At 32.2% G+C, this 20796-nt stretch carries 21 protein-coding genes and 1 tRNA gene; 5 read left to right on the top strand and 17 right to left on the bottom strand.

Annotated elements, in window-relative coordinates; genetic code table 11:
* Positions 1-262 precede the first annotated feature (262 nt).
* From AAGD42_RS04875 to AAGD42_RS04835, 9 genes are all read right to left on the bottom strand, one after another.
* Positions 263-2632: a penicillin-binding protein 1A gene (locus tag AAGD42_RS04875; RefSeq protein WP_341752460.1), complete on the bottom strand. Its 2370-nt coding sequence runs from the start codon at positions 2630-2632 to the stop codon at positions 263-265.
* A gap of 118 nt (positions 2633-2750) precedes the next feature.
* Positions 2751-2999: a palindromic element RPE2 domain-containing protein gene (locus AAGD42_RS04870; RefSeq protein ID WP_341752459.1), complete on the bottom strand. Its 249-nt coding sequence runs from the start codon at positions 2997-2999 to the stop codon at positions 2751-2753.
* 205 nt (positions 3000-3204) lie between these two features.
* Positions 3205-3927, bottom strand: coding sequence for an LPS export ABC transporter ATP-binding protein (lptB, locus tag AAGD42_RS04865; RefSeq protein ID WP_341751089.1), 723 nt, complete (start codon positions 3925-3927; stop codon positions 3205-3207).
* A gap of 30 nt (positions 3928-3957) precedes the next feature.
* Entirely contained in the window at positions 3958-4380 is a 423-nt protein-coding gene (locus AAGD42_RS04860) for an LptA/OstA family protein (protein WP_341760718.1), read from the bottom strand.
* 31 nt (positions 4381-4411) lie between these two features.
* Complete coding sequence (gene lptC / locus AAGD42_RS04855; RefSeq protein WP_341752457.1) at positions 4412-5077, bottom strand: LPS export ABC transporter periplasmic protein LptC; 666 nt, start codon at positions 5075-5077, stop codon at positions 4412-4414.
* A complete protein-coding gene (locus tag AAGD42_RS04850) occupies positions 5077-6027 on the bottom strand; it encodes a KpsF/GutQ family sugar-phosphate isomerase (protein WP_341752456.1) in 951 nt (316 codons plus the stop codon). The genes lptC and AAGD42_RS04850 overlap by 1 nt, the downstream gene beginning before the upstream one ends.
* Before the next feature lie 21 nt (positions 6028-6048).
* A complete protein-coding gene (locus AAGD42_RS04845; protein ID WP_341752455.1) occupies positions 6049-6660 on the bottom strand; it encodes an outer membrane protein in 612 nt (203 codons plus the stop codon).
* A gap of 598 nt (positions 6661-7258) precedes the next feature.
* Positions 7259-7891 (bottom strand): guanylate kinase, encoded by a 633-nt coding sequence (gmk, locus tag AAGD42_RS04840; protein ID WP_341752454.1) that lies wholly within the window; start codon positions 7889-7891, stop codon positions 7259-7261.
* Positions 7892-8041: 150 nt separating this feature from the next.
* Entirely contained in the window at positions 8042-8218 is a 177-nt protein-coding gene (locus AAGD42_RS04835; RefSeq protein WP_094648802.1) for a DUF465 domain-containing protein, read from the bottom strand.
* Positions 8219-8328: 110 nt separating this feature from the next.
* Here AAGD42_RS04835 and AAGD42_RS04830 point away from each other — a divergent pair, with 110 nt between their 5' ends.
* Both AAGD42_RS04830 and AAGD42_RS04825 read left to right on the top strand, forming a co-directional pair.
* Positions 8329-8907 carry a UbiX family flavin prenyltransferase gene (locus tag AAGD42_RS04830; RefSeq protein WP_341752453.1) on the top strand — a complete coding sequence of 193 codons (579 nt, stop codon included), beginning with the start codon at positions 8329-8331 and terminating at the stop codon, positions 8905-8907.
* Between the two features lie 100 nt (positions 8908-9007).
* The gene (locus tag AAGD42_RS04825; protein WP_341749985.1) at positions 9008-9613 is read left to right on the top strand and encodes a carbonic anhydrase; all 606 of its coding nucleotides are present in this window, start codon (positions 9008-9010) and stop codon (positions 9611-9613) included.
* 87 nt (positions 9614-9700) lie between these two features.
* On the opposite strand, the gene trpS is transcribed toward AAGD42_RS04825, so the two are convergent.
* Positions 9701-10690, bottom strand: coding sequence for a tryptophan--tRNA ligase (gene trpS, locus AAGD42_RS04820; RefSeq protein ID WP_341749986.1), 990 nt, complete (start codon positions 10688-10690; stop codon positions 9701-9703).
* 127 nt (positions 10691-10817) lie between these two features.
* Between trpS and AAGD42_RS04815 the strand changes: the two genes are divergently transcribed.
* The gene (locus AAGD42_RS04815; RefSeq protein ID WP_341752452.1) at positions 10818-11594 is read left to right on the top strand and encodes a lysophospholipid acyltransferase family protein; all 777 of its coding nucleotides are present in this window, start codon (positions 10818-10820) and stop codon (positions 11592-11594) included.
* Between the two features lie 153 nt (positions 11595-11747).
* On the opposite strand, the gene AAGD42_RS04810 is transcribed toward AAGD42_RS04815, so the two are convergent.
* Together AAGD42_RS04810 and miaA are read right to left on the bottom strand one after the other, a co-directional pair.
* Positions 11748-12374, bottom strand: a complete 627-nt coding sequence (locus AAGD42_RS04810; protein WP_341752451.1) for a superoxide dismutase — start codon at positions 12372-12374, stop codon at positions 11748-11750.
* Positions 12375-12475: 101 nt separating this feature from the next.
* Positions 12476-13408 carry a tRNA (adenosine(37)-N6)-dimethylallyltransferase MiaA gene (gene miaA / locus AAGD42_RS04805; RefSeq protein ID WP_341752450.1) on the bottom strand — a complete coding sequence of 311 codons (933 nt, stop codon included), beginning with the start codon at positions 13406-13408 and terminating at the stop codon, positions 12476-12478.
* An 88-nt stretch (positions 13409-13496) separates the two neighbouring features.
* On the opposite strand from miaA, the gene AAGD42_RS04800 reads away from it, so the two are divergent.
* A complete protein-coding gene (locus AAGD42_RS04800) occupies positions 13497-14780 on the top strand; it encodes an MFS transporter (protein ID WP_341752449.1) in 1284 nt (427 codons plus the stop codon).
* Positions 14764-16536 (top strand): ABC transporter ATP-binding protein, encoded by a 1773-nt coding sequence (locus AAGD42_RS04795; RefSeq protein ID WP_341752448.1) that lies wholly within the window; start codon positions 14764-14766, stop codon positions 16534-16536. The genes AAGD42_RS04800 and AAGD42_RS04795 overlap by 17 nt, the downstream gene beginning before the upstream one ends.
* A 4-nt stretch (positions 16537-16540) precedes the next feature.
* On the opposite strand, the gene AAGD42_RS04790 is transcribed toward AAGD42_RS04795, so the two are convergent.
* From AAGD42_RS04790 to AAGD42_RS04770, 5 genes are all read right to left on the bottom strand, one after another.
* Positions 16541-17215: a 7-carboxy-7-deazaguanine synthase QueE gene (locus AAGD42_RS04790; protein WP_341752447.1), complete on the bottom strand. Its 675-nt coding sequence runs from the start codon at positions 17213-17215 to the stop codon at positions 16541-16543.
* Between the two features lie 19 nt (positions 17216-17234).
* Positions 17235-18071 carry a rod shape-determining protein MreC gene (gene mreC, locus AAGD42_RS04785; protein ID WP_341749996.1) on the bottom strand — a complete coding sequence of 279 codons (837 nt, stop codon included), beginning with the start codon at positions 18069-18071 and terminating at the stop codon, positions 17235-17237.
* 3 nt (positions 18072-18074) lie between these two features.
* Positions 18075-19115, bottom strand: coding sequence for a rod shape-determining protein (locus AAGD42_RS04780; protein ID WP_341752446.1), 1041 nt, complete (start codon positions 19113-19115; stop codon positions 18075-18077).
* Between the two features lie 71 nt (positions 19116-19186).
* Positions 19187-20275, bottom strand: a complete 1089-nt coding sequence (locus AAGD42_RS04775) for an LptF/LptG family permease (RefSeq protein WP_341752445.1) — start codon at positions 20273-20275, stop codon at positions 19187-19189.
* A gap of 30 nt (positions 20276-20305) precedes the next feature.
* Positions 20306-20382, bottom strand: a tRNA-Ile gene (locus tag AAGD42_RS04770).
* Between the last annotated feature and the right edge of the window lie 414 nt (positions 20383-20796).

The raw sequence follows: 20796 nt of genomic DNA, 5'->3' as shown, positions 1-20796 counted from the left end.
ACCTCTATTTAATAAATGAGTACTCAAACGTTACTGTCAGGCAATAATTGAAATAGTATCATAGTATTATCCGTTGTCTAGACAAATCTTGTCCACAGACCCTAGGCTCTGTGAACAAAATTTTAATTGTTTAGATTTTGAGTATTTTTAAGCGAAAATTAATAAGATTTTTGCCGGAATAGTTAGTTCTATTTCAAAAAAATCTTATAATTTGCAGCTAAAAAGAGTCGAAATCTAGTAATTTAAATTTTGTTCACAGAGCCTAATATACCTCCTGAGAATTATCTTTTTCAGGTGAGCTATTATGGAAATCATCATTATCTTGGGTCTCTTGTTGATAATCTAATATCTGTATATCATGAGTTTTGAATGCTTCCATAATACTACCAGAAGAGGTAATTTTACCGGTTTGTGGATTTACTGGTAATAATTTAATCGATTCTGGTATTTTAAACGCCAGTGAAGGGATATCAGAATATGCCTTTTCCATAAAGTCGATAAATATTGGCAAGGCAACACTTGACCCTGTGGCAGTTTTTCCAAGTGTTTTTGGTGTATCATAGCCAATATATGTTCCAACAATTATTTTGGGAGTAAAACCAATAAACCAAGTATCCATACTATCATTGGTGGTACCGCTTTTACCAGCTATAACCTTACCAAGTTTCTTTGCAGCTATTGCGGTACCTCTTTCAACTGCTCCAGTAAGAAATGAGACAATCTGATAATCACTTGCCTCATCGGTAATCATTCGACAATCTGGTTGAGACAAGATAGGCGGTGATACGTTATCAGTAAGCTGGGAATCAGATACACTACAATTTTCACATTCTCTATTGTCTCTACGATAAATTATTTTACCGTTACGATCTTTAATGAGTTCGACAAAATGTGGGGTGACTTTTTTCCCTGAATTGGCAATTATTGCATAAGCGTTGGTCATTCTTTCTAAGGTAGTTTCAAGTGTCCCAATTACTATAGAAGGAAATTTCTTTGGCTCATCATTAATGCCGAATCGCTTGATTATTTCAGCAACTTTGTTTAGTCCTATAGATTGGGCTACCCTAACTGTAACAGGGTTCCGTGATTTCTCAAGACCTGTACGCATAGTAATTAAACCCAAAAAATCCCCTTTGTAATTTTTTGGTCGCCAAACTGGCATACCAGGACCTTGTGGAACCTCTACTTTACTATCTTCAAAAATTCTATTTGGCTGGATGGCGTTTTCTAAAGCAGCCAGATAAACAAAAGTTTTACTGAGTGATCCTGGTTGTCGTAAAGCCTGAGTAACACGATCAAATTTACTAACCGCAAAATCATACCCACCAACACTTGCAAGCACTTGCCCTGTTGTAGGGTTCATCACCATAATAGCCCCATTAACAGTAGGAATTTGCCTTAAAGAGTAATTAGCATTTACTTTTTCAACTACTATAACATCCCCTTTCTGCAAAAGAGTTTTTGCAGATTTAAGGTTATTTTTCGCCCATTTCATTTCTGATAAAGCTATTTTGGACTTACTCAAGTCGCAAAGACCAATTTCCGCTTGATTATCTGAAACATTTAATACTACCGCCAATTGATATTCTAGAATGGCGGGTGGCTTTGTTAGTTTATTTAAATTATCTTGCCAGTTATTTATATCTATATTAGTGATAACTCCTCTAAAACCATGTTTTCTGTCATATTCTCTTATACCTTTTCTAAGAGCATTTTCTGCAGCTTGCTGCATATTAGCATCAAGTGAGGTAATGACTGTTAAGCCTCCGGTATAAAAATATTCTTTACTGCCAATTCTGCGAATAACTTCTTCCCGTACTTGCTCAGCATAATAACCGGCGGTAACGGTTTCGCTACGATCCCGCTTTTGTAAAGTAATTGCCGTATCTATTGCCTCTTTTGCTATTTCTTGCGTTATATAACCATCTTCCAACATTCTAATAATGACATAATCTCTACGCTCTTTTACCCTGGCATAATTTCTTTCCGGGTTAAAATTTGATGGAGCTTTTGGTAACCCAGCAATAAAAGCTGATTCAGCAAGAGTTAAATCGTCAATAGATTTATTAAAATAATTTTGAGCAGCCATGGCAACTCCGTAGGCTCCCCTACCAAAAAATGTTTGATTAAGATATAGCTCCAAAATTTGATCTTTAGTAAAGGTTTTTGAGACCATATAGGATAAAATTGCCTCTTTAATCTTACGTTCTATCGATACCTCGGAGGTTAATAAAAAATTCTTAACTACTTGCTGGGTAATAGTTGACCCTCCTTCCACCCTACGGTGGTGTACAATATTAGAAATATTTAGTATTGCTGCTCTGATTATGCTTATAATATCAACTCCTGAATGTTCAAAAAAATTCTTATCTTCAGCTGAAATAAAAGCCTCTATAAGAGAGCGTGGCACACTACTAATAGGTACAAAAACTCTACGTTCTAAAGCATATTCCTCCATTAATTTTCCATTTTGGGCATACACTCTTGTTACCGATGGTGGATGATAATCGGCAAGTTGTGAGTAGTCCGGTAAATCCTTAGAGTAATTATACAACAAATATATACAAGCACTAATAGCTATTAGCCCTAATATTAAAAATAATTTAAAAAATACGTAAAAAAGTTTGAACATCGTTATATTATCAATTTATTACAGAGGTTTAGGAGGCTGTATACTCAAATATGAAATATGATAAAGCACTATAGAGACTATCAACCTCGTTATATAAATGTTTGTTATAGTCAATTGATTAGAAGTTGGTGACGTCGTCACTCGTCGCTCGCCTATTACTTATAGGCGTCGCTCCATCGTTCCTAGCACCAAATTCCCCTGAATTGACTATACCTATACATCTATCAACTTTTTTTATTTTATGTTTTACTTTACTATCACCACTCAAGTTCCTGCCAATTGCACTCAAAGACAAATTCTGACTATATCGCAAGCCTTCTGCAACATCAAGTAACGCATTTAAACGATTATTTGTATAAAAGGACAATGTTCTTTTATTACTTCATTTAATACTGTTTTTACATCCATAACCTAACTATCTCCATCATCATTAAATAATGATGATATTCTATCAATTCTTGCTATTTTGCAACAATTTCCTGGGGATGCATCAGCTCGCAATGACGGGCTATTGCAAGGCGTTCGTAGTGACGTCTTATGGTAAGTAATGGTTATATCGTCACCATAGCCTGTTACAGAGAGAAAGATTGTCCTAAATATACTTCCTTTACTTGATAGCTTGTAGCTATTTCTTGTGGTGTTCCTTCTAATAGTACTTTTCCATTGTAAATGACGTATGCCCTATCAACTATATTGAGGGTATCTCTAACATTATGATCAGTGATTAAGATGCCGATATTGCGGTTACGTAAGTGTACGATCAAATTTTTAAGATCCTCAATCGCTAGTGGATCAATACCTGCAAGCGGTTCGTCAAGCATAATAAATTTAGGGTCTAATGCTATTGCTCTTGCAATTTCTAGCCTACGCCTTTCTCCGCCGGATAATCCTGTTGCCGGCATGTCTTGTAGATGGAGAATAGAAAATTCTTTAAGTAAATCTAATGTTTTTTGTTCGATAATTTCTTGATCATTTTCTAAAGCCTCTAGCATTAATCTAATATTATCTCCGACAGATAACCCACGAAAAATTGATGGCTCTTGAGGAAGATAGCTAAAACCAAACCTAGCTCGTAAATAAATTGGTAAATGAGTAATATCATGATCGTTATAAAATAATGCCCCACTATCTGGCTTGGTAAGCCCTATAATAATACTAAAACAGGTAGTTTTACCTGCACCGTTTGGACCAAAAAGACCAACTATTTCTCCTGTTTTTAATTGAAGAGATACGTCGTTTAATATCACCCTCTTATTATAAGATTTTGAAATACTATTTACTTGTAATTTATCTATTATTAAAGGTGACATAATTCTTTGTTCCAATTAATTCTTGGATTTACTATAATTTACATTATTGAGTTTGGTATAATATACTAGCTTGTCGGTTTTTATAATACCATTTTTATTTTGTACTATTACGTCACCAAGCAGGACTAGCTCTTTTCTTTCCACAAAATATTTGGCAGAAGTAGCAATTAATAATTCCTGACCATCATTCCTCTTAGCAATCAATCTTGACGGTATGGATATGTAATTAATAGTTTTTTTATTATCAACTATTTTATAAAAAATTTCTAAATTAGTTGTTTTCACCATTATATCATCAAACCATAAAATCACCTCACCCGTAAAAAAAGCTTGCTGTTTAGTCTGGTCAATTACTAAATTATCAGAATTAATATACAATTTATCCATACTAGAATGTTTTGAGTATGGATGTTCTCCATAAACTATTGCTGAGTTCATTATTAAGAAAAGCAACATACAGCAAATCATGCTAAAAATCTGATACATCAATAATCGTTGATACGCTACCTTTGAAATTTATAATATTATTGTCATTTGTGGAATTAAAATTATCAGAAGTAATTTGACAATTTTTATAAGACAATATCACGCCTGTTCTACTAAATGTTTCTTTATTTAGTAAATTAAGTTGGGCTTCTTGTGCTTTTAATATGCTTTCTCCTAAAAAAAACTGGACATCATCTCTTAATTCTAACATATGACTATTCTCATTCAATATACCATTTTTTGCATTGATCACTAATAGTTTATTGTTATTTATTTTATATTTAGCGTTAATTTCTTCTAATGCATATTTATTATCTAAAGTCCTAACCGCTTGTACAGCCTGAATTTGATAAGGATTTAAGTTTTTATTTACCCCATTAAAAGTTGAATTTGAAATTTTTATTTCATAATTTGTTTTATCACTTGGGGTAAAAGAGCTATTCCCACTATTGTTTTCAATTAATTCTAAATTATTATTAATGGGATTAAAATTGATATAAATTAAGTATAAGGTTAGTACTAGCCCTAAACAAGATAAGATTTTTGATATACTAATTGAACGTCTATAAGATGAAATGATTGCACTACTACTTTTATCGATGAAGGGAATTTTAACCATAGTACTACCAACATTATCATGGACATTCATTAACTAATTCCTGCCCGAAGTAAGTCATGGATATGCACAATACCAATAACTATATTATTTTCAGTTACCGGTATGCTAGTAATTGATTTGCTATTCATGACACCTAAGACCTCTCCTGCTAATTTCGAGGAAGAAATTTGTTGTGGATTAGCAGTCATTACATCGCATGCATATTTCATATTTATTTTATCGTTAATATGTCTACGTAAATCTCCATCTGTTATAATACCAACCAAACTTAAACCTTTATCTACTACTATAGCACATCCAAGGCTTTTTTGATTCATAACTAATATAGTATCAGTAAATGAAGTATCGGCATATACTAAAGGCAACTGATCTTTTACCCTCATTAAACTTTCCACCTTGATAAGATTAGCTCCAATCTTTCCTCCAGGATGATATAGCCGAAAATCATCTTCCGAAAAACCTCGAGCTTCATGTATAGAAGTGGTAAGTGCATCTCCAAGAGATAACATCATTATTGCGGAAGTTGTCGGAGCTGCAATATAGGATGCTTCATTAATTCTTGGTATTAATAATAAAAAATCGCTATTGATTGCTATAGTAGAGTTGGCATTCATAGTCATGGCAACTATCTTTATAGAAAATCGCTTACAATATTTCATTATATCAAATAATTCTTTGGTCTCTCCTGAATTAGATAACATGAAAATTAAATCGCCTTCAGTTACCATCCCAAGATCACCGTGGCTAGCCTCAGCTGGGTGCAGATAAAAAGCAGCCGTACCAGTAGAAGCAAAACTTGCTGCTATCTTATGGGCTATATAACCACTTTTTCCTATACCAGTTAAAATAATCCTGCCTTTACAATTAATTATATGATCTACTACATTGTCAAAACAACTAGGAATATTATTAGATAATTCAATTAGTGCAGTAGATTCTTTTAATATAACTCTTTTGGCAACGTCACGATGATAGTGCATTTTTACTCTAACCCTAACAAATTATATATCAAACCTTATACCAAGCGTTACATTATGACCTTTATAAGGCAATGACTTAATATAATTCTCTTTTGTGCTACCAAAATCTTTCCAACTATAAGCTATCTCAACTTTTACCACAGGAGCTAATTTGGCAGCAACTCCAAGAGTAAGATGGTAAACTAGATTATTTTTTTTGTTAGTAGAAGTTGAAGCACCAAGCTTATTATTACCGATAATTTCGTTTTTCAGCTGACCAACCCCAGCACCAAGCCCAATAAAGAATTCACAAATACTTATATCAAAAACATCGACATAACCACTAAGCACTAAAGTAGTAATTTGGGATTTAATTTTTGAGTCTGTACCGGCAAAAAAATACTTTGATTGCTGATTAGCAAAAAAATTAAGCATAAGATCAGCTCTAACATTATCTAGAATGTAATAACCTGCACCTCCTCCGGCAACAATACCAGCCATATTATGTTTTAATTTTTTATCATTTAACTTAACATTATTCATTTTACTTGTCCCAACTTCAGCTTTCAAATAAAATTGATTTTCAATAGCCCAAGAAGAGACAGAAAATAACAGTGAAATGCTGGTGATCGTTAGTAATAATAAATTTCTCATGATTCTATTTTTTTATTTAAAGTTTACTATAAATTATACTTATTAGCCAGCTTATTTTGTAAAATAACCAAGTACACAACAAAAAAAAGGGCTAAAAAGTCCCCTTTTTTGTAGAATAAAGTAATGAATCGATAAACTATTGATTATTAGATATCAAAATCTTATATACTCAAATGATTTGAATAATGGAGACAATAAACAAGAGGTGAAGATTTATTGGTATGATAAAACGTTTCAAAATTATCACTAACAAATATTGAAATAGGCATAAAAGGTTTGGTCTTAAATTTAATCTTATAGCTGGAGTTTATAATTTTGATTTCATATGGGGTTGCGACGTATAATCTCTTTTTTTTCGAAAAGTTAGTAAGTAGGTTTAGGAAAGAGGTCTAATGGTTGCACTGGTAGCGTTAATACAGAAGATCATTATGATTGCAAACGTTAAGTTACGTGATTTACTAGCTCTACAGAAGCAATAAAAATTTAAATTAAATTTATTTAAATTTTTATTACTCATATAAGTTGATTCATAAAATTAGTATAAATCTGGATTGCTTCGTCGACCTACGGTCTCCTCGCAATAACGCTTGGGTTGTAATTATAATAATGCATGTTGCCAATCGCTATAAAACTTATCTAAATTAAGCCTTATTCTTTTAACGCGTTCAGCGATGATTATCGAATATATTGTTTTAAGAGTGATCTCAAAATCATCATTAATAACCACGTAATCATAATATTTAGCATATTGTACTTCTTTGGTTGCCAATTTCATACGCAACTCTATCGCTTCTTTACTATCTTGCCCTCTATTTTGAATTCGTTGTTGCAAAATACTAGGAGTTGGTGGTAGAACAAAAATTGTAATCACATTTGATAAGATTTTTTTTATGGATTTTGTACCCTGCCAATCTATATCAAATAAAACATCTAGCCCTTGACTTAGTAGCTCTTCTACAACTTTTTTAGGCGTTCCATAATAATTATTATAAATATTTGCATATTCAAGGAATGCATCTTGTTCAATTAATTTATTAAATTCCTCTTTGGTCTTGAAATAGTAACTTACTCCATCAATCTCACCTGTCCTAGGTGTTCTGGTGGTTGCAGAGATGGATAATCTAAGATTACTGTCTATTTTTAAAGCTGCTCTTGCTAAGCTGGATTTACCAGCAGCCGAGGGGGAAGATAAAATAACAGTTAATCCTTTACTTTTCAGAGATAGTACCATATTTATTATTCTTTTATAACAGTGACTCTGAATATACTCGAATAATCTTTTGATTGAAACGAAAAAGTAAACAGATTACCCTTACTAAAAAATTGTTTGTACACAAATCTTTTTAATTACAGCCTTCTGCTTTATAAAGAATCAATAAATTTAATTGCTGGTGATATTCTTATATAACAACAAAATTTTATCTTTTAACATTAATTTTTGTTTCTTCAACTGTTTGATTTTAGTATCATCCTGCAAATGTAAAAATGCAGCGTTTATTAGTCTTTGTAAATCATCATGTTTTTTTTGTAAGCTTTGTATATGATTATTGATATTCATTTTTAAACTCCATAATCAGTTAAAAACTAGGATTTCTATAAGGTCAACTTTATAAAACCAAATACTATTTTAATACAATATAATATACTTTAAAAGGAAAAAATATAACTATGACTGCTAATAATAAAAAAAAATTGCTTGTGGCAATCTCTGGAGCTTCTGGAGCCATATATGGTATAAGATTACTTGAGATTTTACGGCAATTAAATATTGAAAGTCATTTAATTATCTCAAAATCTGCCCATTTGACTATACTACATGAAACAGATTACTCTATACAACAAGTACAAGAGCTAGCAGATTATTATTATAATATTTCTGATATTGGTTGTAGGATTGCTTGTGGTTCTTTTAGGACATTTGGTATGATCATAGCTCCATGTAGCATGAAAACTCTCGCCTCAGTTGCTTGCAGCATTGAGGATAATTTAATTAGTAGAGCAGCAGGTGTTATACTGAAAGAACAAAGAAAATTAGTCTTAATGATTAGAGAAACTCCTTTACATAGGGGGCATTTAGAGAATATGTTGAAAGTAACGAGTTATGGCGGGATAATTGCTCCTCCAGTGCCGGCTTTTTATAACTTACCAGAAACCTTGGATGATATAATAAATCACTCAATTGCTCGAGTGCTTGATATTTTTGACATTGATAGTGGTTTAATAAAACGTTGGGATGGGCTAAAATAACCTATTAGTGTTTGAAAAATATATGCTATAATTTTAGGTTCTGTGAAGTTTTCTAAATTAGAAACCTTCACAGAGCCTAGTGACGTTTTGAGGGTTAACAATGCAACAAAGTTTTAACAAAATACTAAAAGGCTATCAAGTTTTTAGGAAAAAATATGCGGATGGTAATAAATCTGTCATGCAGAGTCTATCCCGTGATGGTCAACAACCAAAGATTATGGTAGTTGCTTGTTGTGATTCTCGAGTAGATCCAGCGTTAATATTGCAATGTGATCCGGGAGATTTATTTGTTGTCCGTAATGTGGCAAATATTGTTCCCCCTTATGAAAAAGATACATATCATCATGGTACGAGTGCTGCCTTAGAATTTGGAGTTTGTTTTTTAAGAGTTGAACACTTAATTATATTGGGACATAGTCAATGTGGAGGAATCCAGGAATTATTAACTAGTGATGATTCACAGCAAAATGATTTTATAACTAACTGGGTTTCTCTAATAAAAACACCTAATTTTAGACAATATAATGCTGATGATTATACAAAATTAGCACTTAAACAATCATATCAAAATTGTATGATGTTTCCATGGATCAATGAACAAGTAAGCAGAAAAGAACTAATTATTCATTTATGGTTTTTTGACATAAAAACAGGGAGAATTTTTACTTATTCTGATAAACAAAGCTCATATATACCCCTTGCATGAGGTGTGAGCGTTCAAAGTTTTTTTGCTATTTTCTTATGATGAATAAAAAATCTGCTCGCCAATCGTCTATTAGCTATAAATCGTAATTTATATAACAAAGCCCATTAATTTTTTGATTTCAACAAGAGTTTTAGCAGCAGTAATTTTAGCTTTATCTGCTCCGTTATGTAGTGTAGTTATCAGATAATCTTGGTTTTTCATTAGCTCTACATATTTACCATGAATGGGAGCTAGAGTTGTGATGATAATATCAGCTAGCTCCTCCTTAAATTTGGCAAAACCGGCATTTTGGTATTGATCAACTATTTTGTCAACATTAGTACCAGATAAACTGCAATAAATGTCAATTAAATTGCTGATTTCTGGTCTATTTTGAGGATCATAACTGATTTCCGCTAAATGATCTGTTTTAGCTTTTTTAATTTTTTGGTAAATTTGATCTGGGCTATCATTTAAATTAATACGAGATAAATCAGATGGATCAGATTTACTCATTTTTTTACGACCATCTTTTAAGCTCATTATTCTTGATGAGCCTTGAATTAATGGTTCAGGTAATTTTAGGACATCCCGATTGAATTTCCGGTTGATAATAGCCGCAATATCTCTGGTAAGTTCTAAATGCTGTTTTTGATCATCGCCAACAGGTACTATGTCAGCATTATATAATAATATATCAGCTGCCATCAATACTGGATAAGACAATAATCCTAAGCCAGCATTTTCCTGGTCTTTTCCAGCTTTGTCTTTAAACTGAGTCATACGTTTAAGCCAACCAAGTGGGGTAACGCAATTTAATATCCAAGCAAGTTCCGTATGTTCCTTCACCATACTTTGTGCAAATATGGTAGTTTTCTCTGGCACAAGCCCTGTTGCTATATATATAGCAACAGTTTGCAATATAGAAGAGTTTAGTTCTATGGGTGAGCGATCTATAGTAATAGCATGTAAATCGGCTAAAAAGAACAAGCAATTATACTCATCCTGAATTTTAGACCAATTAACAATTGCTCCGAGATAGTTCCCTAAATGCAGATCCCCAGTCACTTGACATCCGGATAGAGCTGTTTTTTTCATTTAATTTCTCCAAATAATTATACTATGGATAGAAGTAATCTTATGTGTTATTATATATCTATTATACATTTGTTATATATCTGTTATATATCTATCTATTCATTATTAACAAATGAGTTAACCATATATGTTTTGGCGTTTAAGAGTATTAACATTTTATGCACTACTTGCTATATTTACCATTACATTCTTCCTTATATGTTACATACCCGTAACATTTTTCAATGTCAACTATTATATAAGATACAAGATAGGGTTTATTTTTTCCTATGTATTTATTTGGCTGGTTAAAATCTTTTGTGGTTTAAAATACCAGGTTGTTGGTCTAGACAAATTACCTTCATCTCCTTCCATAGTATTGTCTAATCACCAATCATGCTGGGAACAAATATTTGTACAATTAATTATACCTGAACATTCTTGGGTATTAAAAAAAGAGTTATTTAATATCCCGTTATTCGGCTGGGGGTTGAAAATGGTTAAGCCAATTGCTGTAGACCGTAATGCTAATATCTCGGTTGGTCAAATCTTAAGAGAAGGACAGGAAAAGATAAAAAGTGGTTTATGGTTGGTTATCTTCCCTGAATCCACTAGATTTAAACCAGAACAAAATGCTAAATTTAAACCTAGTGCAGTAAAATTAGCTTCATTGGCAAAAGTACCGATAGTGATGATGGCTCACAATGCAGGGGTATATTGGCCAAGGGGCTTTTGGATTAAGAAGCCAGGGGTAATTCAAGTAAAGATAATTGATGTTATCCCGGTAGAGGAAATAGAACAATCTGATGTTCGACAGCTTACTGAAAAGATAGAGCAAGTGATTAATACCGAAAAACAAATATTATTTGAACAAACTTATAAAAATAAACATGATCTTTCAGAGATTTTTAAGAAAGTTGATTAATTAATTTCTGGCAAGGTATAGTCAATTCAGGAGAATTTGGGGCTAGGAGCGATGGAGCGACGCCTATAAGTAATAGGCGAGCATTGAGCGACAACGTCACCAACTTCTCATCAATTGACTATAAGTGTTCACAGAGCCTAGTTAACGGTAGTTTCAAAGATTACTAGCAGCAAATTGCCAATTAATCATATGCTCTATATAAACTGAAACATAGTCTGGACGTTTGTTTCGGTAATCTATATAGTATGCATGTTCCCAAACATCACAGTTAAGCAACGGTTTCATAGACTTAGTAATAGGCGTTTCAGCATTACTAGTCTTTACTATCTGTAATTTTCCATTATTAGAGATTAGCCATGCCCAGCCACTAGCAAATTGACTTATTGCCGCTTGCTTAAATTCAGTAGCAAAATTCTCATAACTACCAAAATCTTTATTTATCTGCTCCAACATCATACCAGTAGGTTTTCCACCACCTGAAGGCTTAATAGAATGCCAAAAGAAACTATGGTTCCATATTTGTGCAGCATTATTAAATATGGCTGCTTCATCTGGCTTGGTACTTGCGTAAATTATTAACTCTTCCAAACTCTTCTTTTGTAATTCCTGATTATTTTGCAACAAATTATTCAAGTTAGTTACATATGCTTGGTGGTGTTTCCCATGATGGTAATCAAACGTTTCAGGGGAAAAATGTGGTACAAAATCACCTTTACCATAAGGCAATTCCGGCAAAACAAAAGGATAGGATTTTTGGTTGGATTGGTTGCAATATATCATAATTTCCTCATATTTAGCATAAAAAGCTTACATTTTCAATATAGCCTGTTTTAAAATTAATGTTCTTTATAATTTTTAGTATAGCACAAAATTTTCCAGCACTAAGAGATAGATTTAGGTAAGTCTATTAATAACTCTTCAAATTGTTGATTATTGGAATATTCTAGAGTAATCTTGTCTTTTATTTGGTTTTTAAACCAGGTAATTTGTCTTTTTGCATATTGCCTGGTTTTAATTTGTGCTAGATTTAAGGCAGTTTGTAAAGTAATTTCATTATTTAGATAAGATAATATTTCTCGCAGACCAATGGTTTTTATTGCAGAAGATATTATATCGGGAAAGTTTTCTTTAATTAGAGCTACTTCTTCAATTGCTCCTTCATTAAATATTTTTTCTAACCTAGTATTACATGTTTGATAAAGAAATTCTCGCTCCGGATGTAGAAAAATTACTTTAAAGTCAAATTCTGGAAGAATGGGTATATTCTGTGTAGCTTGGAAAGTAAATATAGATTGCTTGGTTTGCATAAATACTTCATAGGCTCTTATAACCCTCTGACTATCATGCTTATTTAATTTCTGGCTAGCCAATACATCAAGCTCTTTTAGTTGATTAAAGAATTGACATGAGCCAATCTTAGAGTGCAACTCTCTAACATATTGCCTAATCTCTGGAGATATTGTGGGTATTTCATTATAACCAAAAAGCAGTGAATTAATATATAACCCCGTACCACCAACAATTATTGGTAGCTTACCTCTATTACGGATGTCTGTAATTTTCTCAAGAGCATGATTTACATATTGTATTACTGAAAATTCTTGATCTACTGATAAAAAGTTATAAAGATGATATTGTATCTCGTCTCGGTATATTGGTGATGGTGAAGCAGTAATAATAGGGACATGCCTATATATCTGCATAGAGTCGCTGTTAACTATCTCGCCATCATATATTTTGGCTAAATAATGTGCCAAATAAGACTTACCACTAGCAGTAGGTCCACATATAACTAACATTTTCTTTTTTTGCATTAAATGTATATACTCAACAATAAAAAATCAACAATGCACAAATAAGATAAAAAAATTATACCATGAAAAAAATAATATATCTAGATGTATGACAAGACCGGCGTTCCTAATTGCTTTCTTTACAACAATTGTCCGTTATTATGATTATGCTCTTTTTGGTCTATCAGCAACTATTTTATCCAAGAACTTTTTACCATTAGGATCAAATGATCAACAAATATTATTATTTTTTGCTATATTTAGTATAGCTGTAATAGCTCGTCCCATTGGTTCTATCATTTTTGGTTTTATTAGTGATAAATATGGTAGAATTGTCTCAGTGAGAATTTCGGTATTTTTAGCTACTATCTCGACAATTCTTATCGGGTTAACTCCTAATTTTGATAAAATTGGTATAGTGGCAACAATAATTTTAATATTTTGCCGTATGACATTTTTTATGAGTTTAGCGGGAGACAGTGATGTAATAAAAATTTATGTTGTAGAAAAAGTGGGTAAGGCAAGTAAAAATTGTGCTAGTGGTATTGTATCATTTTGTAGTCAGGTTGGAGCATTGCTTGCGGCAACAATTTACCATTTTTCTACAGAGTTTGAGTCAATTGCTTATTTATGGCGAGCGAATTTTATTATTGGTGGAATTTTTGGCTTAATTATTATATTCCTGAGGCACTATTTTCATGAAAGCGAAGAATTTTTAAAATCTAGAAAAGATCATAAATCTGCTGATTATAACTTTTTTTATTTGGCAAAGATTATCAAAAATTTGCCTAGCAAATTTATTTTAGCAATATTAATCAGTGGCTGTATAGGGGGTATTTACCATTTTCTCATTTATTTTTGGGGAGTCTTTGCTGTAAAAAGTGCATTGGTTATGAATAGCCATCAATCTCAAATTATCAATATAGTTTTAATAAGCATTTATGCTAGTATGTCGGTGTTGTCTGGTTTTTTAGCCGATAGGTTTTATCCTAAAAAACAAATTATCATCTCACTATCATTAAGTTTGTTAGTGATAATTATTGTACAATTGCTATTATATATGAAAATCTCGGTAATTTACTTTCCGGTAATACTTATCGGACTTGCTCCATTTTACGTAGTGCCATTACAAATTATTATCCAATCTATGTTTGTAACTAATATTAGGGCTAGAATGTGTAGCCTATCTCATTCACTTGGTGGAATGATACTTTCATCGACAACGCCATTTTTTTGTATGTTATTATGGCAATATTTTAATTCAATATACTTAGTGCTAGGATTTTTTATGTTATTATTACTAATATTGTGCAGTACAGTAATTTATCTGTATAGTGCAAGAGTTATAACAAATTACCAAACTGAAGGAGCGAATTTTGCCAAAAAAACATAATCTAATAAATTATGACTATAGTGCCTATAGTACTTTAAGACGGCTAGTAGTTGACCATATAAAACCCTATCTAAAACAGATTGGGGTGGCAGTATTGTTTATGGTAATTAACGCTTGCTGTAATGCTTATATTGTTAAATTAGTCCAACCAACCATTGACCAAATATTTTTAACACATAATCGTCAAATGTTATTATTCTTACCGTTAATGGTAGTACTAACATTTACTATTAAGGGGATTGCTGAATATTATTCAAGTTATTTAATTAAATTTATTGGTCAGAGAATTTTAACTGATTTGCAAATTAAAATGTATGAACATCTATTATTTGCCGATATTCTGTTTATTCAATCTCAATCATCGGGGCGTTTAATATCACGTTTTACTAATGATATTTCGATGATGCGTGGTGCAGTATCGAATATACTGGTATGTTGTGCCAAACATTTTTTAACAGTAGTAGGTCTGATCATAGTGATGTTTAAGCTAGAACCTAAGCTATCTTGTATTGTGTTTATGACATTTCCAGCAGCAATTTATCCAATACAAAAATTAGGACGGAAAATTCGCAAAATATCAGGTCAAGCTCAAGAGGAATTAGCTAATTATACTTCAAGGTTAGATGAGACTTTTGGGTCAATTAAAATTGTTAAATCTTTCTTAGGAGAGAAAATTGAAAGCAATCGAGCTTTATTGATCTCCAGTAATATTTTACGTTTTCTAAAAAAAACTGCAAAATTGGATGCACTGATCTCGCCACTTATGGAAATATTAAGCGGTATCACAGTTGGAGGACTTATCTGGTATGGTGGACTATTAGTCATAGAAGGAGAAACTACTCCAGGAGCATTTTTTGCTTTTATTACAGCTTTTACTACAGCTTATAGACCTTTTAAGAGTTTAGTATCTTTAAATATGAACCTACAAGAGGGTATTGCTGCAGCAAGAAGAATATTTAATATTCTAGATACTGAACCTATTATCAAAGATAGTGTAAATGCTCGAACTGTTCAGTTGGTTAATCCATCAGTAATTTTTAACAATGTAGAGCTAAAATTTAATAATAAAGTAGCTTTAAAGCATCTGAATTTACAATTAATGCAAGGGAAGACTACAGCTGTTATAGGACGTTCTGGTAGCGGTAAAACTTCATTAGCTAATTTATTAGTAAGATTTTATAACCCAACTAGCGGGCAAATTTTAATTGATGATTACGATATTAAAGATATAAAAATTGACTCTTTAAGACGGCAAATCTCTTTAGTAACGCAAGATACTACATTATTTGACACTAGCGTTGCAGAAAATATTGCTTATGGTAACCCAGATGCCACTCGCAGTGAAATTATTACTGCAGCAAAATATGCTGATGCTGATGAGTTTATTTCACAGCTTCCATCCGGCTACGACACGATGATTGGTAATCAAGGTTTAACACTTTCAGGGGGGCAACGTCAACGTTTGGCGATAGCCAGAGCATTTTTGAAGCCAGCAGCAATTTTAGTTTGGGATGAGGCAACAAGTTCGTTAGACCAAAATTCTGAGCGATTAATTTTAAATTCTTTAGTAAATATTCGCAAAGGTAAGACTACCTTAATTATAACCCATCGTTTATCGAGTATTAAGGATGTTGATCACATAATTGTTATGAAATCTGGTATGATATTTGAGCAAGGAACTCATTCACAGCTTATAGAAAATAAAGCAGAATATTATAAATTATATCATAAAAAATTAGAGGAGGGGGAGAAATAAATGTTTACTCAATACCCAAAATCTTATGGATTTGTATAGAAAGGCGATAACCATACTTAAGTGCCAAATCAATAGCCAGTTGTTCATTCTCTTTATTTAGCAATGGGTTGTTTTGATCCATAGGCTGGATAAATACTGGTATATTATATTTACTTTGCCCGACTTCAGGTATGTTAGAATATTCTGGTATATTTTTAGCTACTAAGAATTTTAGAGCATTAATGCGAGATAATAAGTCATCCCGCAATAGGGAATAACCATTTTTTGTAGCCCCATTTTTTGTAGCTTTGGGGGAGCAGATTATATGCACTTTATCCGGAAGATCACGATATAATGTGCCATTAGTTTCTATTTGCACCAAATAATCTAGATATATTAATTTATGACATAATAATTCTATAGGTTGACGAAAAGGCTCGCCACCAGTTATAACCACTAATTTAATATTAATTGTAAGTCTTTGGACTTCTTCGATAATATTATTAATAGTCAATATATTAAAATCTTCAAATTCAGTATCGCAAAAATTACAAGCTAGATTGCATCCACCAAGCCTAATAAAGACAGCAGGCATGCCGACAAAAGGACCTTCTCCCTGAATAGTCTTAAAGATACTTTTAATCTCTAGGCTAGTCCCGTCATTAAATATTGCTGCCCTTTTGGGATTTTGTCCAAACATAAAATATAGTATAAAAGATTCATTGTGGAAGTAATATGCTGACAAACTTAGTTTTAGATAAGTCAACTATAGGTTTTACAAGAACATTTTCTGAATTTGCTTTGTTTACGTAACCAACTGTTATGCCATAAGGATAAATATTTCCATAACCAGAGGTTATAACTTTCTCGCCTTTTTGCACTAAGTGGTTTTTTGGTAAATAGAGTATTTTACTACCGTTACCATAACCACTCATGATACCTTTTTCTTTTGAAGAGGTTGTAGTGATCGGAATTCTAGAATTCACGTCATTAACTAAAATTATCTTAGAATAATTGTTGCTTACCTGTATTACTCGTCCAACTAATCCTTCACTGTTGGTAACTATTTGATCAATTGCCACACCATGTTTTGCCCCAGCTGACAGTAAAGCAGTTTTACTGAAGGGATTTAATGAGACGCTTAACAATTTAGCACTAACATAGCTATATTGCTCTTCTTCTATAACTGATAATAGTTGTTTTAGCTCTCTATTTTCAGATTGGATTAAATATATATCACTCTGCAAGCTTCTTAATCTTGCCACCTCTAATTGTAATTCAATATTTTCTCTTGCTAAGTCCCGTAAATAAATAAAATTTTGGGTTATTAGGTTAATTTGTTTAAATACATTTTCATGAATTAGCAAGCCACTAAACATAACATGTCCAACGATTTCAAGAGACATAGAAGAGAGTCTTTTGGGAGTAGCAATAAATAAGTAAAGCGAAGATATGATAAAAACTAAAACTATACCGCGTTTCGCGGCAACAAGTATAAATTTAGATAACCCTAATATTCTACTAGGATTCTTTATTCTATTTGCCAGTAATGCCATTTGTTAATCTTGTTTAAATAACACATGCTTTAATTTTTGAAAATCTTCCAGTACTTTTCCCGTGCCAAGAGCTACGCATGATAAAGCTTGTTCAGCAACAATTACCGGTAATTTAGTTGCTTCTTTTAGAACATGATCTAGGTTTCGAAGTAATGCCCCACCACCAGTCATAACAATCCCCTTATCTACAATATCCGATGAAAGTTCAGGGGGGGTACATTCCAATGCTACTTTTACTGCGTCAACAATTTGGTTGACTGGTTCAATTAGACTATCAGCAATTTGTTTCTCGTTTAGTAGCATTTCTTTAGGGATGCCATGAATTAAATCCCGCCCTTTAATTTCCATTACTCTTGGTTCTAAACTATCGTCTACATAAGCAGCACCAATCTGCTTTTTAATTTTTTCTGCTGTAGCTTCACCGATTAGCAAATTATAATGCCTTCTAATGTAAGAAATAATAGACTCATCCATTTTATCACCACCAACCCGCACTGATCTAGCATATACAATACCGCCTAATGATAGGACGGCTACTTCTGTTGTTCCACCGCCTACATCAACAATCATTGAACCAGTTGCTTCTGTCACTGGCAAGCCAGCACCGATTGCTGCTGCCATAGGTTCCTCTATAAGATACACATCTCTACCACCCGCACTCTCTGCTGCTTCTTGGATGGCTCTACGTTCAACGGGTGTAGAACCTGAGGGTACACAAATTATAATCATTGGACCAGTAAATGAGCGGCGACTATGTACTGTTCTGATAAAATGCTTTATCATCTCCTCAGCCCCCTTAAAATCAGCTATAACCCCATCTTTTAGTGGTCTCTTAGCTTCAATATCGGTTGGGGTACGTCCTAACATATTTTTTGCTTCATGACCAAATGCATATGGTTTAAATGCTCCATCCACTTTAATCAATGCAACTACAGATGGTTCGTTTAATACAATTCCTTTGCCTTTGACATACACTAAAGTATTAGCAGTACCAAGATCTATTGCCATATCACTTGCAAATCTACTGAAAAATTTTGTTAGCATTTTTATTTCTCCAAAGTCTTAAGTTCTAACCATCTTATATCAATTCTCAAGATTAAATACATTTGAATATATCAAATTTTCTTAGAATGCATAATAACAAAATTACTGAAAAATAATATACATATATTTGGTAATAAAATAGCTAAGAAAGGAGGAGTTGCATTATATGCAAGTATTTTAAACAACACCTCTAATAAAGAATAAATAATAAAACCTAAAAATAAACCAATTACTAAAATTTTTTCCTGAGAATTATCACGTTGCCTGAGGCTAAAAAAGCATGCTGCTAAAATTACGGTAGTAGCCATAATTATAGGTTTAAATAACTGTTTATAGAAATAAATCTGATAGTTAGTTATTGGTAAACCAAATTTTACTAATTGCTTAATTGTATCTGGTAAATCCCAAATAGCAATCATCTCAGGAGTTATAAAACTATTTAGTAAGTTACTTATTGACAAATTTGTTGGAACGGTAAGATGTTCATATTTTTTGAAGCTATTATCATCTGAAAATTTTACGGAAGTTAGTGTAAAATTATTATCTATTAAAACGCCATATTGCGCATCAATTCTTTTTATAAAATTATTTTCATTATCCAAAGATAATATAATAATCTTATTTAACTTATTATTCACTACATCAATAGATCCAGCCTGAATAATTCTTTTATTGCCTTGGTAATTTTCAAGAAATAGTAGCCCCGATTTTGATATGCTAAGGTTAGTAGCTGGCTTTTTAAGCAATTCTGCTTTTAAAGATTCATATTTATGTAAGCCGAGTGTACCAATAGGGTTACATATAGTTATTAATATTATACCAAGAATAATCGCTGCAAAAAACGGAACAGTAATAACCCGCCAAATATGTATACCATTGCATAAAATAGTTATTAATTCGTTATGTTTAGTTAGTCTTCTTAGAAAAAATAACATTGCAATAAAGCTAAGCAGAGAAGCTACTTCATTAACCAAGTAAGGTATTTTATATAACACTAGTTTCCAAAAAGAATGTGTAGGAATATAAATATCTTTAAATTTCTGTAAAAGATCAAAGATATTTGAAAGAATTAAAACCCCAATAAGCAGAAGCAATATACCGATAAAATAGCTACAATATAGTCTAAATAGGTAAATTGAAAGTATTCTGAAATTAATCATTTTAAAATAAACCTTTCACCTATTGATTTTTGGTGGGCCCGGCAGGACTTGAACCTGCGACAACACCGTTATGAGCGGTGGGTTCTAACCAACTGAACTACAGGCCCTTTTATAACGATTGATAAGTTTTATATAATTATTAGCTTTCTAAGTCTAGTAAAATTTGTATAACACTTGAAAAAGTTTCAATTAATTAGTTACTTCCGACAGTATCCTAGGCTCTGATCAATTTTCTGCCATAGTTATTTTGTTTTATAGCTATAATAATATATTGCTTTAAAAAACATGATTCCCAATGTCCAACTTGAGATTATTAATTCTATTATTTTATATTTTGTGGCTAGCTCTGGATTTACAGCGTGCATATACCCAAAAAAATATTTGGTTGAAAAAATGATGATTATCAATATAAATGGTTGCCACGAACCTGGAATAATTATTTTATTATTATTAATTTGCATAGGTGGTTTGTCAAAAAATTGCCAATTAACAATAATAGAGATAATTAGTACTATAGTAAA

This window comes from Candidatus Tisiphia endosymbiont of Dioctria linearis (genome assembly GCF_964026545.1).
Taxonomy (GTDB): domain Bacteria; phylum Pseudomonadota; class Alphaproteobacteria; order Rickettsiales; family Rickettsiaceae; genus Tisiphia.
The sequence above is the reverse complement of the archived record's forward strand: the minus strand, read 5'-3'. Positions and strand labels throughout refer to the sequence as shown.

Coding starts and splice junctions, on each gene's coding strand:
- AAGD42_RS04875 (WP_341752460.1), bottom strand. CDS start 2,632: ATGTTCAAACTTTTTTACGTATTTTTTAAATTATTTTTAATATTAGGG.
- AAGD42_RS04860 (WP_341760718.1), bottom strand. CDS start 4,380: ATGAACTCAGCAATAGTTTATGGAGAACATCCATACTCAAAACATTCT.
- lptC (WP_341752457.1), bottom strand. CDS start 5,077: ATGAATGTCCATGATAATGTTGGTAGTACTATGGTTAAAATTCCCTTC.
- AAGD42_RS04850 (WP_341752456.1), bottom strand. CDS start 6,027: ATGCACTATCATCGTGACGTTGCCAAAAGAGTTATATTAAAAGAATCT.
- AAGD42_RS04845 (WP_341752455.1), bottom strand. CDS start 6,660: ATGAGAAATTTATTATTACTAACGATCACCAGCATTTCACTGTTATTT.
- gmk (WP_341752454.1), bottom strand. CDS start 7,891: ATGGTACTATCTCTGAAAAGTAAAGGATTAACTGTTATTTTATCTTCC.
- AAGD42_RS04835 (WP_094648802.1), bottom strand. CDS start 8,218: ATGAATATCAATAATCATATACAAAGCTTACAAAAAAAACATGATGAT.
- AAGD42_RS04830 (WP_341752453.1), top strand. CDS start 8,329: ATGACTGCTAATAATAAAAAAAAATTGCTTGTGGCAATCTCTGGAGCT.
- AAGD42_RS04825 (WP_341749985.1), top strand. CDS start 9,008: ATGCAACAAAGTTTTAACAAAATACTAAAAGGCTATCAAGTTTTTAGG.
- trpS (WP_341749986.1), bottom strand. CDS start 10,690: ATGAAAAAAACAGCTCTATCCGGATGTCAAGTGACTGGGGATCTGCAT.
- AAGD42_RS04815 (WP_341752452.1), top strand. CDS start 10,818: ATGTTTTGGCGTTTAAGAGTATTAACATTTTATGCACTACTTGCTATA.
- AAGD42_RS04810 (WP_341752451.1), bottom strand. CDS start 12,374: ATGATATATTGCAACCAATCCAACCAAAAATCCTATCCTTTTGTTTTG.
- miaA (WP_341752450.1), bottom strand. CDS start 13,408: ATGCAAAAAAAGAAAATGTTAGTTATATGTGGACCTACTGCTAGTGGT.
- AAGD42_RS04800 (WP_341752449.1), top strand. CDS start 13,497: ATGACAAGACCGGCGTTCCTAATTGCTTTCTTTACAACAATTGTCCGT.
- AAGD42_RS04790 (WP_341752447.1), bottom strand. CDS start 17,215: ATGTTTGGACAAAATCCCAAAAGGGCAGCAATATTTAATGACGGGACT.
- mreC (WP_341749996.1), bottom strand. CDS start 18,071: ATGGCATTACTGGCAAATAGAATAAAGAATCCTAGTAGAATATTAGGG.
- AAGD42_RS04780 (WP_341752446.1), bottom strand. CDS start 19,115: ATGCTAACAAAATTTTTCAGTAGATTTGCAAGTGATATGGCAATAGAT.
- AAGD42_RS04775 (WP_341752445.1), bottom strand. CDS start 20,275: ATGATTAATTTCAGAATACTTTCAATTTACCTATTTAGACTATATTGT.